Origin of the sequence: Kribbella sp. NPDC050470 (assembly GCF_044458365.1) — a bacterium.
GTDB lineage: Bacteria > Actinomycetota > Actinomycetes > Propionibacteriales > Kribbellaceae > Kribbella.
This window is the reverse complement of sequence record NZ_JBITHV010000002.1, coordinates 359,948-374,655: the sequence shown is the minus strand read 5'-3', so window position 1 is coordinate 374,655 and position 14,708 is coordinate 359,948. Positions and strand designations below refer to the sequence as shown.

General features: G+C 69.0%; 16 protein-coding genes. 10 read left to right on the top strand and 6 right to left on the bottom strand.

From position 1 onward, the window contains the following. The first annotated feature begins 55 nt into the window (after nucleotides 1-55). The gene (locus ACIBGM_RS06390) at nucleotides 56-856 is read left to right on the top strand and encodes an IclR family transcriptional regulator (protein WP_396384679.1); all 801 of its coding nucleotides are present in this window, start codon (nucleotides 56-58) and stop codon (nucleotides 854-856) included. On the opposite strand, the gene ACIBGM_RS06385 is transcribed toward ACIBGM_RS06390, so the two are convergent. Genes ACIBGM_RS06385 through ACIBGM_RS06370 form a run of 4 tightly spaced genes read right to left on the bottom strand, consistent with a single transcriptional unit; the run spans nucleotide 792 to nucleotide 4,202 of the window. Further along, on the bottom strand, nucleotides 792-1,421 hold the full coding sequence (locus tag ACIBGM_RS06385; protein ID WP_396384678.1) for a DUF624 domain-containing protein: 630 nt from the start codon (nucleotides 1,419-1,421) through the stop codon (nucleotides 792-794). The genes ACIBGM_RS06390 and ACIBGM_RS06385 overlap by 65 nt on opposite strands. Continuing rightward, entirely contained in the window at nucleotides 1,421-2,152 is a 732-nt protein-coding gene (locus ACIBGM_RS06380; protein ID WP_396384677.1) for an SDR family NAD(P)-dependent oxidoreductase, read from the bottom strand. The genes ACIBGM_RS06385 and ACIBGM_RS06380 overlap by 1 nt, the downstream gene beginning before the upstream one ends. Continuing rightward, complete coding sequence (locus tag ACIBGM_RS06375; RefSeq protein WP_396384676.1) at nucleotides 2,149-3,267, bottom strand: mandelate racemase/muconate lactonizing enzyme family protein; 1,119 nt, start codon at nucleotides 3,265-3,267, stop codon at nucleotides 2,149-2,151. Before ACIBGM_RS06375 ends, ACIBGM_RS06380 begins: the two co-directional genes overlap by 4 nt. After that, nucleotides 3,267-4,202 carry a dihydrodipicolinate synthase family protein gene (locus tag ACIBGM_RS06370; protein WP_396384675.1) on the bottom strand — a complete coding sequence of 312 codons (936 nt, stop codon included), beginning with the start codon at nucleotides 4,200-4,202 and terminating at the stop codon, nucleotides 3,267-3,269. Before ACIBGM_RS06370 ends, ACIBGM_RS06375 begins: the two co-directional genes overlap by 1 nt. A gap of 101 nt (nucleotides 4,203-4,303) precedes the next feature. On the opposite strand from ACIBGM_RS06370, the gene ACIBGM_RS06365 reads away from it, so the two are divergent. The 6 genes from ACIBGM_RS06365 to ACIBGM_RS06340 all read left to right on the top strand — a co-directional run bounded on the left by ACIBGM_RS06365 (nucleotide 4,304) and on the right by ACIBGM_RS06340 (nucleotide 9,721). Further along, a complete protein-coding gene (locus ACIBGM_RS06365) occupies nucleotides 4,304-5,116 on the top strand; it encodes an IclR family transcriptional regulator (RefSeq protein WP_396384674.1) in 813 nt (270 codons plus the stop codon). Then, entirely contained in the window at nucleotides 5,113-6,561 is a 1,449-nt protein-coding gene (locus ACIBGM_RS06360; RefSeq protein ID WP_396384673.1) for an ABC transporter substrate-binding protein, read from the top strand. The genes ACIBGM_RS06365 and ACIBGM_RS06360 overlap by 4 nt, the downstream gene beginning before the upstream one ends. Nucleotides 6,562-6,565: 4 nt before the next feature. Then, a complete protein-coding gene (locus tag ACIBGM_RS06355; RefSeq protein WP_360535045.1) occupies nucleotides 6,566-7,522 on the top strand; it encodes a sugar ABC transporter permease in 957 nt (318 codons plus the stop codon). Further along, entirely contained in the window at nucleotides 7,519-8,346 is an 828-nt protein-coding gene (locus ACIBGM_RS06350; protein WP_360535043.1) for a carbohydrate ABC transporter permease, read from the top strand. Before ACIBGM_RS06355 ends, ACIBGM_RS06350 begins: the two co-directional genes overlap by 4 nt. Further along, nucleotides 8,330-9,196 carry an SMP-30/gluconolactonase/LRE family protein gene (locus tag ACIBGM_RS06345; protein ID WP_360535041.1) on the top strand — a complete coding sequence of 289 codons (867 nt, stop codon included), beginning with the start codon at nucleotides 8,330-8,332 and terminating at the stop codon, nucleotides 9,194-9,196. The genes ACIBGM_RS06350 and ACIBGM_RS06345 overlap by 17 nt, the downstream gene beginning before the upstream one ends. Nucleotides 9,197-9,400: 204 nt before the next feature. Then, entirely contained in the window at nucleotides 9,401-9,721 is a 321-nt protein-coding gene (locus ACIBGM_RS06340) for a tyrosinase family protein (RefSeq protein ID WP_360535039.1), read from the top strand. Here the strand turns inward: ACIBGM_RS06340 and ACIBGM_RS06335 are convergent. Together ACIBGM_RS06335 and ACIBGM_RS06330 are read right to left on the bottom strand one after the other, a co-directional pair. Next, nucleotides 9,708-9,905 carry a hypothetical protein gene (locus ACIBGM_RS06335; RefSeq protein WP_360535037.1) on the bottom strand — a complete coding sequence of 66 codons (198 nt, stop codon included), beginning with the start codon at nucleotides 9,903-9,905 and terminating at the stop codon, nucleotides 9,708-9,710. The two genes, ACIBGM_RS06340 and ACIBGM_RS06335, sit on opposite strands and share 14 nt — an antisense overlap. A gap of 54 nt (nucleotides 9,906-9,959) precedes the next feature. Then, a complete protein-coding gene (locus ACIBGM_RS06330) occupies nucleotides 9,960-11,168 on the bottom strand; it encodes an NAD(P)/FAD-dependent oxidoreductase (protein ID WP_396384914.1) in 1,209 nt (402 codons plus the stop codon). Nucleotides 11,169-11,363: 195 nt separating this feature from the next. Here ACIBGM_RS06330 and ACIBGM_RS06325 point away from each other — a divergent pair, with 195 nt between their 5' ends. The 3 genes from ACIBGM_RS06325 (at nucleotide 11,364) to ACIBGM_RS06315 (ending at nucleotide 14,650) form a co-directional block, all read left to right on the top strand. Further along, on the top strand, nucleotides 11,364-12,557 hold the full coding sequence (locus ACIBGM_RS06325) for an FAD-dependent oxidoreductase (protein ID WP_360535033.1): 1,194 nt from the start codon (nucleotides 11,364-11,366) through the stop codon (nucleotides 12,555-12,557). Between the two features lie 66 nt (nucleotides 12,558-12,623). Further along, the gene (locus ACIBGM_RS06320) at nucleotides 12,624-13,580 is read left to right on the top strand and encodes an RNA polymerase sigma-70 factor (protein WP_396384672.1); all 957 of its coding nucleotides are present in this window, start codon (nucleotides 12,624-12,626) and stop codon (nucleotides 13,578-13,580) included. A 35-nt stretch (nucleotides 13,581-13,615) separates the two neighbouring features. After that, nucleotides 13,616-14,650 carry a hypothetical protein gene (locus ACIBGM_RS06315; protein ID WP_396384671.1) on the top strand — a complete coding sequence of 345 codons (1,035 nt, stop codon included), beginning with the start codon at nucleotides 13,616-13,618 and terminating at the stop codon, nucleotides 14,648-14,650. Nucleotides 14,651-14,708: the final 58 nt, after the last annotated feature.

Here is a 14,708-nt window from a genome sequence, read left to right as displayed (position 1 = left end):
GCCATCTACGATACGGATGACGGAACCAAACTTTTACGGGTGAGAGGTGAGCTCGGTGGCGCGTGCGATGGGTCGTGAGGCCGGACCGGGGACGCAGAGCGTCGAGCGGGCGATGTCGCTGATGTCGGAGTTCACCGAGGCGCACCCGCAGCGTCGGGTGTCCGAGCTGGTGGAGGCGACGGGCCTCGGGCAGTCGACGGTGTCGCGGCTGGTGGGGGCGTTGGTGGCGCTGGGATTCCTGGCGTACGACCAGCGCAGCGGGCTGTACGGCATCGGGCCGAAGGTGATCACCCTGGCAGGTATCGGGCTGAACGAACTGCCGGTGCACCAGCAGTCCCGTCAGGTCGCGCAGAACCTGGCAGCAGATCTCAATCTGGGTGCGAACGTCGCCGAGCGCCGCGGGTCCGAGCTGTTCTACCTGTGCCACTTCGAAGGCCGCGCCGCGGGCCGGTCGTCCACCTTGGTCGGCAGGCGTGGCCCCCTGCATGCGACGGCGATGGGCAAGGCACTCATCAGCGAGCTCCCGAAGGCGGAGCTGAAGAGCCTGCTCGGCGACGATCTGGCGCGCTACACCCCGCACACCGTGACCGATCACACCGCGCTGGACAAGCTCCTCCGCGGGGTGCGCGAGCGTGGGTATGCCCTCGAGGTGGAGGAGTTGGCGTTCGGTCGAGCCTGTCTCGCCGCGCCCATCCGGGACCGGACCGGCGTGATCGTCGCCGCTCTGTCGGTCTCCGGCCCGCTGTCGGCGATGGATCTCGGCACTCGGGAGGAGTCTCTCGCCCTGCTGGTCATCGAGCAGGCTGACCAAATCTCGTCGGGTCTGGGCTATCACGCGTCAGCCGCCGTGAGCTGACCAGCACAGCGGCTAGCGCCGCCGTCGCTGGACCGATCAGGAGCACGGCCGGTACGGCGTACCATGCGCCGACGCCGGCCGCGATCAGCCCGATGGCAGCGCCCGCGGGTACGGCGGGCCGGCGCCATACGACGTGGATCGTGAGCAGCCAGAGTTCCGTCGTACGCCGGGATTCGACGGCGGCCGCGACGGCCGGGAGCAGCCAGAGCGTGACCAGATAGCCCAGCAGAACCAGGGACAACGGCACGGCGATCACCGTCCCGCGTGCGACCACGAGATAGAACCCCAGCACCCACACCGTTGCCAAGGGCAACCCGAGCACGACCTGCCCGCGCACGATCCACGCACGCCACGCGGACCAGAACGTCGACCAGGCGTGCATCTCGGCCGAGTTCAGATACCCATGGATCACGCGGTGGACCGCCAGAGTCGAGGGCGCTACTCCCACCACGACAGCGCCCGCCGCGACGCCCAGGACCCATAGAACCGAGACGAGCGCCAGCCGAAGCGGCCAGTCGAGCCACCGGTAGAACGCCGCAGTCCGGCCCGTGAGTTCGACCTCCATCAGTCGGCCCGCAATCTGCCCTGGAGATCCGCCCGCCCGACCACGGCCGGCGACAAGACGGACAAGCCGCCGTCGACCGGCAGCACGACTCCGGTGATCGCGGACGCGCGCGGCCCGGCCAGGAACGCGACCGCATCCGCGACCTCCTCAGCCCGGATCGTCCGGCCGAGCGGATAGCCGGTCGATGCATCCGGCAACTTCTCACCGCCGACCATTCCCGGGGCGACCGCGTTCACGCGCACCCCGCGGTGCGCGTACTCGACGGCGAGCTGGCGAACGAGCGCGTCCACCCCGCCCTTGGCTGCTGTGTACGCCGCAGCCCACGGTGCGGCCACCAGCGTGTTCACCGACGAGACCGCAACGATCGCGCCGGCACCGCTTGCTGCCAGGTGCGGCAGCGCTGCCCGCACCGGGAAGAACACCGTGTCGAGCGTGTTCGACAATGCCTCGCGCCATTGCGAATCACTGGTCCGGTGCGCCGGGACCAACGGCATCCGCCCGGCGGCCGTCACCAGGACGTCGAGACCGCCGAACTCCGCTGCGACCCGATCGACCGCGGCGGTCGCCGCGGCGGGATCCGAGCAGTCCGCGCTCAGCCGGAGGTCGAGGCCCGCAACCCGATCGTCTTCCAGGGACACGCCCGCGACCCGGCAGCCGTCGGCCGCCAGTGCCGCGACGATCGCGGCCCCGATCGGTGTCGTCGCGCCGATCACGAGCCCCCGGCGAGTCACTTGATGCGCGCCGCGTGGACGGCGTCCTCGTCGACCTCCACGCCCAGCCCCGGCCCGGTCGGTAGCGCGAACCCGAGATGACCCCGCTCGAGCGCAGTCGTCAGCACGACGTTCACCGGGTCGAAGAGCGTCGGATGGAACTCGTAGGCGACCAGGTTCCCGATCGCCGCGGACGCGTGGATGCTCGCCGCCATGACCACCCCGAGCCCGGACGAGTGATGCGGCGCCAACGGCACGAACCACGTCTCGGCCACTGCCGCCAGGTCGACCGTCTCGGTGATCCCCGTCCGCCCTACATCGGGCTGCAGGATCGCCGCGGCCCGCTCTTCCAGCCACGGACGGAACTCCTGCCGGTGCCGCAAACTCTCCCCGACCGCGACCGGAGTGTCGATCCGGCGCGCGAGCTCGGCATGCCCGCGGACGTCTTCGAATCCGACAGGTGCCTCGAAGAACCATGCGCCCAGTCCGTCGAGTCCGCGGCCGAGGCGGATCGCCTGGGCCGCGTCGTACACCCCGTGGACGTCGACGGCGATCTGCAGGTCGTCGTGCACCGCCCGCAGAGCCTCTACGGTGGCCAGATCCTCGCGGACGCCGTACCCGAGCCCGATCTTCACCCGCCGTACGCCCTGATCCACCCAGTCCTTGGCGTGGGCGATCCGCTCGCTGTCCTTCGTGCCCTGCAGCCCGGAGACGTACGTCGGCACGACGTCGCGCTGGGCGCCGCCGAGTAGTTGATGAACTGGTACGCCGGCGATCCGTCCGGCGAGATCCCACAACGCCACGTCGATCGCGGCGACCGCGTCGCCCTGATGCCCGCCCAGGTGACCGCGTTCGCGCATCAGGGCCCGAAGCGATGCCACCAGCGGTCGGACGCGGGTCGGATCGGCACCCAGCAGCGCGGGCTTGAGCAGGAGTTCGATGACCTTGGCGGGCACTTCCGGAGCGACTGGAGCCAGCGCCTCGCCCCAGCCGACCGACCCGTCGTCGGCGGTGAGCCGGACGAGCAACGCCTCGCGTGCGGAGCCGTAGATGCTCGGCCACGGCGGCTTGGTCCTGTAGGTGCGCGGTTGGGTCAGCGCCAGCGGAAAGACCTCAACATCGGTGATCGTAGGCATCAGTGGATCCCGGTCAACGAAGCGGATGCGGCAGGAAGGTCCAGCCGGTCGAGTATCGCGGTCAGACCCGCCTTCGCGCGAGCGTCCAGAGCGCGCGCCGGCACCCGGACCGTGGCGTCGTCGATCAGCCCGCGGCAGACCAGGACCTCTTTGTGCACGGCCCAGGCGATCCCGGACTGGAGACCGTACACAAGCAGCGGAAGCAGCAGGTCGAACCGGGCCCGAGCGTCGTCGTACCGGCCCGTGCGCCAGTCGTTGACCACCGGCGCCAGAAGATCCGGGATCTCGCAGGCAGGCATCGTGCCGACCGCGCCGGCGGCGAGTTCGTCGAGCAGGAACTGCGCGTTCTGGCCGCCGAGGACCACGAAACCGGGCTCCTCGATCCGGTCGACGACCGCTGCGACCTTGGGTGCCGTCGGCGGCGCCTCGACCTTCACCGAGGTGACTCCCGGTACGGTGGAGAGTTCTGCGATCTGCGGCGGCGACATGGCCACACCCGTGACGCCCGGTGCGTCCTGCACCATCACCTCGATCCCGACCTCGGCCACCTCCGCATAGAACGCGGGCAACTGCGCCGGGCTCGGCGGCACCATGAACGGCGGTAGCACCATCACCGCGGACGCACCGGCAGCGGCTGCCTCGGCGGCCTGTTCGACAGCGGTCACGGTCGACGTCGCAGCTACGCCGACGACGAGCGGTGCGGCGTTGGCGACCACATCGACCACCTCGCGGGTGACAATGCGACGCTCGTCGGCGGTGAGCGCGAACGCCTCGCTGGCCATCCCGAGGACGGCAACTCCGTGCACTCCGCTCGCGAGCTGGAACTCGGTCAACCGGCGCAGACCGGGCAGATCCAGGCTGCCGTCGGGACCGAAGGGCGTGGCAAGGATCGGAACGAGTCCGGCGATGGTGGGTAGCTGCTTGGCGGTCAGCATTCGGCATCCGATAGGTGCTTGACGAGATCCATCATGTGCGTAAGGCTGCCACATGGTGGATGTCATCGTCCATCATTCGCCATCGAAACCCAGGAGAGCCTGTGGCGCCCGAGGCAGGGTCGAACCGAAGCGTCGAGCGCGCTGTGGCCGTACTGCGTGCCTTCGCGGTCACCGGGAGCCTGCGGGTCACGGAGGTCGCCAACCTCGCCGGCCTTCGCCAGTCCACCGCGTCGCGGCTGCTCAGCACCCTCGAGTCCGCCGCGTTCGTCGAGCGCGACGCCGACGGTCACTACCGTCTCGGCGCCGAGTTGATCACTCTGGCCGGCGTGGCCGTGAACGGTCATCCCGTGCACCACGCGGCCCGCCAGCCGGCCCAGTCCCTCGCCGCCACAACGGGCCTCGGCGCGAATGTCGCCGTTCGGCGCGGGCGCGAGGCGTACTACCTGTGCAATTTCGAGGGACGACTCGCGCCCCGGTCGTTCTCACTCACCGGGCGGCGGAACCCACTGCACGCCACGGCGCTCGGCAAATGCCTGCTGCTCGGCGTCGATGACCGTCGTGACTTGCTGGGCGAGCTCGAGCGGTACACGCCACGCACCATCACCGACCACGCCTTGCTCGACGCGGCGATCGACTCGGTCGCGTGGCAGGGCTACGCGACCGAGACCGAGGAGCTATCGCTCAGCCGGGCCTGCGTGGCCGCCCCGCTCCGCGACCGCTCCGGTGGAGTCGTCGGTGCGCTGTCCCTGTCCGGTCCGTCCAGCGCCGTCGACCTCGCCACCCGGGAGCACGAACTGTCCCGGCTGGTGGTCGAGACCGCTGACGCCATCAATTCGCACCTGGGCCATCACGGCCCCGCCGATCCACAGATCACGGCGCCTCCCGGGCGCCTCGACCAACGGAGCCGATCATGAAGATCCGCCCTGCCCTCACTGTGCTCACGTGCGCGGTGGCGCTTGCCCTGTCGGGCTGCAACCTCGTCGGCGGCAGCTCCGACTCGGGTGGTGCCGCGGACAAGGTCACCGTCACCGTGGCCCTCGTCCCGGACCCACCCGGCGCAAGCCAGTTCTACCGGCAGCAGTTCGACGAGTTCGAGAAAGCCAACCCCGGCATCGCGGTCAAGGTGGTGGAGAACCCGACCGACCAACAGCTGAACGCGGTCGAACTGATGTTCCAGCAGAACCGCGCACCAGATGTCTTCCGCGCCCAGGACGACGGCATGGACCGGATGGCGGCGCGCGGCTGGGTCGCGCCGCTGGACGAGTTCGTGACGCCCGAGTTCCTGAAGCGGTTCCCCGAGGGAAGCATGGATCCGGCCACCTCCGGCCTGCACCGCGACGGCAAACTGATGAGCCTGCCGCTGGTGTGGGGGCCGTGGTCGTCGCTGCGGGTCTTCCTCTACAACGAGGACCTGCTGAAGAAGTCCGGTTTCGACGGCCCGCCGAAGACCTGGACCGAGCTCGAGCAGATGGCCACCAAGATCACCGCCGACGGCCACGGCAAGTACTTCGGGTACGCGCCGACCGCCGCCAAGGCTCCCGCGGCCGAGATGCTGGCCGGCACCGCTGTTCCGTACTCCGTGGCCGCCGGCGGCATCGACTTCCGCACCGGGAAGCCGGCGACGTCGAGCCCCGGCCTCGTCGAGGCGGTCGAGCTGCATCGACGGATGCAGGCCGCCAAGGTGATGGTGCCGGGCTGGGAGAGCTGGGACGGCAGCCGCGCGTTCAAGGAGTTCGCGGCCGGCAAGTTCGCGATGTACCCGACCGCGCCCTGGCACGTCGCCGAAGTCCGGAAGCTGGCACCCGAGATCAAGCTCGGCGTCACCGGCCTGCCGGTGCCGGCCACGGGACGCGGCGCCTACCTGGCCCGGACCAAGTCGTTCAGCCCGCTGTGGTCGATGTCGTCACAATCGGCGCACAAGGCGGAGAGCTGGAAGGTGATGGACTTCCTCTCGTCGGAGTCCTTCCACCAGGCGTACTACCAGAAGTTCGGCACGCTGACCGCCCTCGAAGGGGCCTGGAAGGCCGAGGCGGAGAAGAACCCCGACCAGGCCGCGATCCTGAAGGTCGCCGAGGAGAGCCTGCGCCGGGCGCCGAACCCGGCGCTGGCGAGCAAGGGCGGCCAGGCGCTCATCCAGGCGCTCGCCGCTAAGCCCGACCTGAAGTACACCGACGCCGCGGTCAGTTCGATCGTGAAGAACCAGCCGTTCGCCCCGGCCGCCGCCCAGCTGGACAAGGACCTGCAGACCTTCCTGGACAAGACGACCGCCGACTTCGCCGCGAAGGGCCAGGAAGGGTCCGTCAAGGATCTGACCTTCGCGGGCTGGGACCCCCTGAAGGACTTCACGCCGGGAGGCTGACCGGATGACGACGACGATGGTGCGCGCCGTCCAGAAGGCCCCGGCCCGGGAACGCCCGGGCCGCGGGCCGGGGCGGCTGCGCAAGCACCTGTGGAGCTATGTGTTCCTGATTCCGCTGGTGCTGCTGTTCGGGGGTTTCACGATCTGGCCGATGATCGCGAGCTGGTGGTACGCGTTCTTCGACTGGGACGGCGTGGGCTCTCCGACGAACTGGGTCGGGCTGGACAACTTCCGCGAGGTACTCGCGTCAGACGCCTTCTGGCGGGCGTTCTGGCATTCGTTCGTGTTCTCGCTGGCCGCGATCTTCGTCGAGCTGCCGCTCGCGCTGGTCCTGGCGGTTCTGCTCAACAACACCTGGCTGCGGTTCCGGAACCTGTACCGGCTGGTGCTGTTCCTGCCGGTGGTGGCAACGACTGCCGTGATCGGCATCGTGATCGCGATCCTGCTGGACCCGGCTGGTGGTCTGGTCAACCGGATCCTGCTCGACGCCGGCCTTGTCGACGTGCCGGTCAACTTCCTCGGCAGTACGTCGATCGCGCTGCCGACCCTGCTGTCGATCGACGTGTGGAAAGGATTCGGGATCACCTTGATCTACTGGCTCGCCGCCCTGCAGACCGTCCCGAAGGACCTGCAGGAGGCGGCCGCGATCGACGGCGCCGGGTTCTGGCGGTCGCTGCGGTTCGTCACGCTGCCGGTCGTCACGCCGATCGCGATCGTGATCCTGCTGCTCGTGTTCCAGCGCAGCCTGAACACGTTCGACCTGGTCCGGGCTGTCACCGAAGGCGGGCCGGACTATGCGACGGACGTCGTACCGACGTACATCTACCGGTACGCGTTCGACCCGTCGTTGCAGGCGCCCCGGTATGGGTTCGCGTCGGCGGCGGGTGTGGTGTTCGGTCTGCTGACGCTGGTCGTGACGTTGCTGCAGGCACCTTTCCTGCGACGGCGGGTGGGCTCATGACCCGCTTCCTGCGCCGCAACGTGTGGCACCTGCTGCTCGTACCGCTGTGCCTGGTGTGGGTGTATCCGTTCGTGTGGATGATCTCGGCCGCGTTCAAGACGCCGAAGGAGATGCTGCTCGGCGGCCTCTCGCTCCTCCCGGACGACGCCACGCTGGACAACTTCCGGCGAGCCTGGACGACGGCGAAGTTCAGCACCTACACGGCCAACACCGTCACGTTCTCGATCGCGGTCGTCGTCCTGGTGCTGCTCGTCGCCTCGGCGGCCGGGTACGCGTTGTCGCGGCCTGGGCTGCCCGGGAAGAAGGTGCTGGTCGCGGTGCTCGTCGCGACGATGTTCATCCCGCACGGCTACACGATCATCCCGACGTTCGTGCTGGTGAACGGTCTCGGCCTCGGCAACGGGCTACTCGGTGCGGCGCTGGCCCAGGCCGGACCTGCGCTCGTCGTACCGGTGCTGCTGTTCATGGGCTTCTTCGGTGGCATCCCGAAGGAACTCGAGGAGGCCGCCCGGATGGATGGAGCCGGGTACCTGCGCACGTACTGGCGGGTGATGCTGCCGCTGGCCAAGCCCGTCATCGGCACCGTCGCGTTGATGAACTTCATCGGCGCCTGGAACGCGTTCTTCATCCCGCTCGTGTTCACGCTCGGCAACCCGGATCTGCGGACGCTCGGCGTCGGGATGTACGGGTTCTACGGCCAGGACACGACCGACTGGACCGGCCTGGCCGCGGCGGCCTGCATCAGCGTCATCCCGATCGTGGTGGTCTTCCTGTTCCTGCAACGCACCTTCGTCGAAGGGATCGCCGGTGCGGTCAAGAGCTGACCGGATCTCCTCGACCGCCTACATCCAAGGCGAATCACCCCGGCTCGATCCGCGGACCGGCGAGCTCATCTGGGTCGACATCCTGGCCGGCCGCGTTCACCGCGGCCGGCTCGTCGGGGGAGTGCTGACCGTACTCCGCGACTACGACATCGGCCGGCGCGTCGGTGTCGCCGTACCGCTGGCCGAGCCGGGTGGTGGCTGGGCACTGGCCGTGCGGGAAGGGTTCGCGCACCTGGCCGAGGACGGTACGGTCACGTCGCTGATGACCGGTCTGACCAGAGGGCAGGATCAGATGAACGACGGCGCCTGCCATCCGGACGGCAGCTTCTGGGCTGGTTCGCAGGCGCTCCCGCGAGCCCCGCGGGCGGCGCTGTTTCGTCTCGATCCGGACGGCTCGGTGAGTCGGATGCTGTCCGGCCTGACTGTTGCGAACGGCATCGACTTCGCTCCCGACGGCCGGACGTTGTACTTCATCGACACGCTGCCCTTTCGCCGGCTCGAGGCCATCGACCTGGTCGCGGGCCGCCCCGCGTCGCGCACGACGATCGTCGACGTCGGCGGCGGCAACCCGGACGGGCTGGTCCTGGACGACGAGGGCTGCGTCTGGGTGGCTGTCTGGGACGCGAGTGAGGTACGTCGCTACGCACCGACCGGCGAGCTGCTCGCCACTGTCGAGCTACCCGTCCCGCGACCCACCGCAGTCTGCTTCCAGGGCAGCACACTGGTGATCACCACGGCCTCGCTCGGCCTGGTTGACCCATCACGGGGAAGCGGCCACCTGTTCGCTGCCGACGTAGGCGTGACCGGTCCGCCGGCCCGAGTCTGGACCGGAGCAGCCCCGACAGCCTGACGCGCCGTCGGAGCTGCGCCTGTCAGACCGGTCGGAAAAGCGGACCGACCCCGCTCCGTTGCTCGTCGACACGTTCCTCGGTCCGAACGGCCGGGTCGCAGATCGCTCTGGAACCTGCATACCGACTTTGGAACCGGCGCCGGTAGACACAAGCGCAACGTTGGAGGGTTCGGCGGCCTGCCGTCGGTCGCGGACCTTAGGACGGTGCTCAGGCAGACAGGCTACCGCAACCTCCAGGTCATGCTCGAATCCCGGAGCGACGAGTTCCGTACCCCGGTCCCGTCCGGTAACCAGCTCCACAACGGCATGCACGGCTACATCGGCGGTGACATGGGCAATCCGATGATCTCGCCGTTCGACCCGATCTTCTACTTGCACCACTGCCACATCGACCGGCTATGGGCGAGGTGGCAGGCCGACGGCCACGCGACCCAGTACCCGTGCGCCTGCGCCAAGCCCGAACACGGTCCGGCCAGCCCGATGTATCCCTGCCTCGGACAGCGTGTGGCCGTCACCACTCGGTGATGAGTGGGGTGTCTGGCTCGTGTCGGCGCCAGGAGTTGGTGAGGCGGGTGAGGCGGGCCGGTGCCGCGATGCCGCGTACGGTCGCGATCTTTCCGTTGGTGAGGTCGAACGTGACGGCTCCGACGACCGTGTCGCCGACCACGAAGAGGATGGCGGGGCCGCCGTTGACGTCCGCGTAGTGCACCGCGGGTGTGCCGCCCGCGAAGCGCCGTTTCCACGTCGATGACCCTAGAAGCGGTCAGACGATCTCAGCCGGTGTGTCCGGCGTGCGTACGGCGGTCAGCGCGCGGGGCTCGGCGGTGACTCGGTTCTTGCGCTTGGGCATGCCGAAGGTCGGGTGCGAGGTGGCCCACAGCGATGTCTTGACGATGCCGGTCTTGATCAACGCGGCGGTGCGGCCGCCGGTGTGCTTCGGTTTCGCGGCTCCTTCGTCGTCGACCATCTGTACGATTCCGTCCCGCCGTCCGAGGCTGATGTGGTTGCCGTAGTACAGCAGTTTGGTCCGGCGTACTTCGCGGCCGGTGAGCCGCGCGATGATCGCTTCGACGGCCTGCGTGCCGGTGTAACCGGCCGACGCGCAGGACATCGGCAGCGGTCGGCCGTTGTCGCCGATGGCGTAGGCGGCGTCGCCGATCGCGTAGATGCCTGGATGGGACACCGATTGCATGGTGCGGTCGACGACGATCCGGCCGTCGTCGGTGACGTCCACCCCGGCCTCGGCCGCGATCGGATCGACCGCGAACCCGGCCGTCCACACGGTGGCGTCGGAGGCCAGGACGGTTCCGTCGGTGCAGAGCACTCGTTCGGCTTCGACGGTTTCCACGCTGGTGTTTTCGAGCACGGCGACTTCCAGCCGGTCACAGACCCGGCGCAGGTGCTTGCGCGCGCCGGCGGAGAGTCTGGCGCCGAGTTCGCCGCGGGCGATCATTGTCACCGACAGCCCGGGCCGGGACTCGGCGATCTCGGTGGCGCTCTCGATGCCGGTCAGCCCGTCGCCGATGATCAGGATGGTCCCGCCTCCGGTTCGCTGGTCCAGCTTGTCCAGGCGCTCGCGCAGGCGCAGCGCCGAGGGGCGGCTGGCGATGTCGAAGGCGTGCTCGGCGGCGCCGTCAAGGCCGCTGGTGTCGCCGTGGCTGCCGAGTGCGTAGACCAGCGTGTCGTATTCGAGTTCGCCGCCACCGTCGGCGTCGGCGACAGTGACGATCCGGCGCTCGGCGTCGACGGCGGTGACGCGGGCCGGCCGCAGTTGGATGCCGGTGCCGGCGAAGACGTCGGTGAGCTGCGGATTCTCGATCGCCTGCCCGGCCGCGAGTTGGTGGAGCCGCAGCCGCTGGACGAAGTCCGGCACAGCGTTGACGACGGTGATCTCGGTGTCTGTCCGAGACAGCCGGCGAGCCAACGTCCCGGCCACGAAGGCTCCTGCGTAGCCGGCGCCGAGGACGACGATTCGGTGCTTCAGGTGTGTTGCTCCTGTCGGTTCGGTTGCTCTCGTGGGGTTGAGCGAGACAGCGCCCCGATTGCTGACAGGAACGGGTTATGGCCTGAGTCACAGCGCCGGCCGGGTGATCTGCTTCACACGTTGTCAGGATTTCCGAGGCTGTGACGTCTTGTGCTCGAGAACGCCCGGAGCGAAGGAGACGTCATGGTCGGGAAGAAGATCGCCGTCGTCGTGGTCGGTGGAGGGTACGCCGGTGTGATGGCGGCCAATCGTTTGACGCAGCGAGACGACGTGGCGGTGACGGTCGTCAATCCCCGTCCGGTCTTCGTACCGCGCCTGCGTCTGCACCAGCTGGTTGCGGGGACTCATGACGCGGTCGTCGACTACAAGGAAGTACTGGCCGACGATGTCCGGCTCGTTGTCGACACCGTGACTTGGATCGATGCGACCGGGCGCAGTGTGGCGCTGGCACAGGGCGGCAGCATCGACTACGACTACCTGGTGTACGCGGTGGGCAGCGAGAGCGCCGGTCTGCGGGTACCGGGCGTTGCCGAGTTCGCCTACCCGGTCGCGACCCTGGAGGCGGCGCAGCGGTTGCGTTCGGTGCTCCACGACGTACCCCAGTCCGCTGAGGTGACGGTCGTCGGTGGCGGCCCGACCGGCATCGAAACCGCGGCCGAGTTGGCCGAACAAAGACGTACGGTCACGCTGGTCTGCGGCGGTGTGCTCGGCCCCTATCTGCACTCGCGAGCGCGACGCACCGCGAGCAGATACCTCGCCAGGCTCGGGGTCCGCCTCATCGAGGGCTCGGGTACGACGGTCACCGCGGTGACGCGGGACACCGTGCAACTCACCGACGGCCGCACGGTGCCGAGCCGGGTCACGATCTGGACCGTGGGCTTCGACGTTCCCGATCTGGCCGAGCGCAGCAAACTGAGCGTCGATGCCGCCGGGCGGCTGCTGACCGACGAGACGTTGGCCAGTGTCGACAGTGACCGGATTGTCGCCGCGGGCGACTCGTCGGCGCCGTCGGATCTGCCCTTCCGGATGAGCGCCTACGCGGCAGGATGCCTCGGCGCCCATGCTGCCGACACCGTGCTGGACAGGATCGCGGGTGAACAGCCGAAGCCGATCGATCTGTCCTTCCCGGCCATGTGCGTCAGCTTCGGCCGGCGTACGGGGATCTTCCAGCTCGCCCGCAAGGACGACACAGCAGTTCCGCTCTACTTCACTGGGCTCGCGGGAAAGACGCTGAAGGAACTGTCCTGCGAGTCGAGTGTCAAGCACCTGGTGACCGAAGCGCACAAGCCCGGCTCGCACCACTGGCCGAAGGACGGCAAGCACCGGCCGGCTCTGCTCGCGGCTCGCGGTGACGACGCGCCGGCACCGGTTGCGTAGGGCACGGACGCGCGGTCCGCCGCACCGAACCGGACAACGGCACAGGACGACTCGGGAGCAGAAACCATGGACGACACCACAGGTGAACCCGACGGCCGGCTGCGCCAGGGTTCTGCGGATCGCGACGGCGGCGACACCGCCGTCGTCGAGGCGACCGCGACCTTCATTGCCCATCGCAACCTGCTGTTCACGGTCGCGTACGAGATGCTCGGTTCGGCTGCCGATGCCGACGATGTCCTGCAGGAGACCTGGCTGCGCTGGGTGAACGTCGACGCGGCTCAGGTCGTCCACCCCCGTGCGTACCTGGTCCGGATCACCACGCGTCAGGCGCTGAACCGGCTGCGGTCGGTGCAGCGTCGCCGCGAGGCGTACTTCGGCGCCTGGCTGCCGGAGCCCCTCCTCACGGCTCCGGACGTTGCCGCCGACATCGAGCTCGCCGAGAGCGTGTCGATGGGACTGATGCTCGTGCTCGAGACGCTGACTCCGACGGAGCGGGCCGTCTTCGTGCTGCGGGAGGCTTTCGGGTTCGGGTACGACGAGATCGCGGTTGCGGTGGACAAGTCGCCGACGGCCGTATACCAGATCGCCCACCGTGCCCGCCGTCACGTCGAGGCCCGCCGCCCGCGGCGCACGGTCACGCCCCGACAGGCCGAGGCGGCGGTCGCGGCGTTCCGGCGGGCGCTGGAGACACGGGACCTGCAAGGCCTGCTCGACGTGCTGGCGCCCGACGTCGTGGCGATCAGCGACGGCGGAGGCGTCAAGCAGGCGACGCCACGCCCGATTATGGGGGCCGACAAGGTGGCCCGGTTCATGGTCGGTGGCCTCACCAAACGAGACGTCGCGCTCACGGTCGAGGTGACCGCGGTCAACGGCGGGCCCGCGCTGGCCCTGTACGTCGACGCGGAACTCGACGGCGTACTCGCGATGCATGTCGACGACACCCGGATCACCGGCCTCTACTACGTCCGCAACCCGCAGAAGCTGACCTACATCGACTCCGAAATCCCGCTCACACTGCGGTGAGCACCGTTCAGGACCACACAGTTCGAGGAGCAGACATGACCCCGCGGACACCGCTCGCCAGCACTTCGCGTCCGTCACCATGGCCGAAGGTGGCCGGCGCAGTAGTCCTTCTCACGGCGATCACCAGCATGTTGCTGATCGCGTTCGCCTGGCCGTCGGTCCGGTCCTCGCTGCACGATGTGCCGATCGCGATCGCCGGACCGGCCAGTGCTGCCGGACAGGTTCGGGCCGCGCTGGATCAGCGTGTGCCAGGTGGCTTCGACGTCACCGAGGTCGCCGATACCGCGGCCGCAGAGCAACTCATTCGCGATCGGGAGGTGTACGGCGCCATCGACCTGAGCGCCGGCACTCCGCAAGTGATCGTTTCCTCCGCCGGCAGCACGGCCGTGGCCCAGAGCCTGCAGAGCATGGCGGCCGGCCTGTCTCAGGCGGGGAAGCCCGCGGCGTCGTCCGGTGTGCGTGACATCGCCGCGCTGCCGGCAGACGACCCTCGCGGCGCCGGCCTGTCAGCAGGCGCGATGCCGTTGGTGATGGGCGGTCTGCTGGGCGCAGTACTGCTGACCAGGCTCGTTCGCGGAAGCGGCCGTCGCGTCACCGGAGCGCTCGGCTACGCGGTCTGCGGTGGTCTCGCGGTGGCAGCGATCCTGCAATTCTGGTTCGGGTCGCTGAGCGGGGACTATCTGGCCAACGCCGGCGCCGTCGCATTCACCATCGCGGCCACGTCTCTGACCATTCTCGGGCTGGAATCGCTGCTCGGCCTCGCCGGAATCGGCGTCGGTGCTGTCGTGATGATGCTCGTCGGCAATCCGCTGTCGGGTACGTCGACCGCACCCGAGATGCTGCCAGGCTGGTCCGGCGCGCTCGGGCAGCTCATGCCTCCGGGCGCCGGCGGCCGGCTGCTGCGCTCCACCGCCTTCTTCGAGGGTCGTGGCATCGCCCAAGCCGTCACCGTGCTGGCCGCCTGGGTCGCGCTCGGGGCAGCCCTGTGCCTGATCGGCGGCCTTCGCGCCCGCAGCACTCGCAGTACCGCGGAACTCACCTCAACCTCAAAGGAAGCAGTCGCAGCGTGACAGCGAAGCGGTGGAGGAGCAGGATGACGCATCCCTGCTCGTCTGGGCAGGCACCGCC

Coding starts and splice junctions, on each gene's coding strand:
- ACIBGM_RS06385 (WP_396384678.1), bottom strand. CDS start 1,421: ATGGAGGTCGAACTCACGGGCCGGACTGCGGCGTTCTACCGGTGGCTC.
- ACIBGM_RS06350 (WP_360535043.1), top strand. CDS start 7,519: ATGACCCGCTTCCTGCGCCGCAACGTGTGGCACCTGCTGCTCGTACCG.
- ACIBGM_RS06375 (WP_396384676.1), bottom strand. CDS start 3,267: ATGCCTACGATCACCGATGTTGAGGTCTTTCCGCTGGCGCTGACCCAA.
- ACIBGM_RS06370 (WP_396384675.1), bottom strand. CDS start 4,202: ATGCTGACCGCCAAGCAGCTACCCACCATCGCCGGACTCGTTCCGATC.
- ACIBGM_RS06325 (WP_360535033.1), top strand. CDS start 11,364: ATGGTCGGGAAGAAGATCGCCGTCGTCGTGGTCGGTGGAGGGTACGCC.
- ACIBGM_RS06355 (WP_360535045.1), top strand. CDS start 6,566: ATGACGACGACGATGGTGCGCGCCGTCCAGAAGGCCCCGGCCCGGGAA.
- ACIBGM_RS06320 (WP_396384672.1), top strand. CDS start 12,624: ATGGACGACACCACAGGTGAACCCGACGGCCGGCTGCGCCAGGGTTCT.
- ACIBGM_RS06360 (WP_396384673.1), top strand. CDS start 5,113: ATGAAGATCCGCCCTGCCCTCACTGTGCTCACGTGCGCGGTGGCGCTT.
- ACIBGM_RS06315 (WP_396384671.1), top strand. CDS start 13,616: ATGACCCCGCGGACACCGCTCGCCAGCACTTCGCGTCCGTCACCATGG.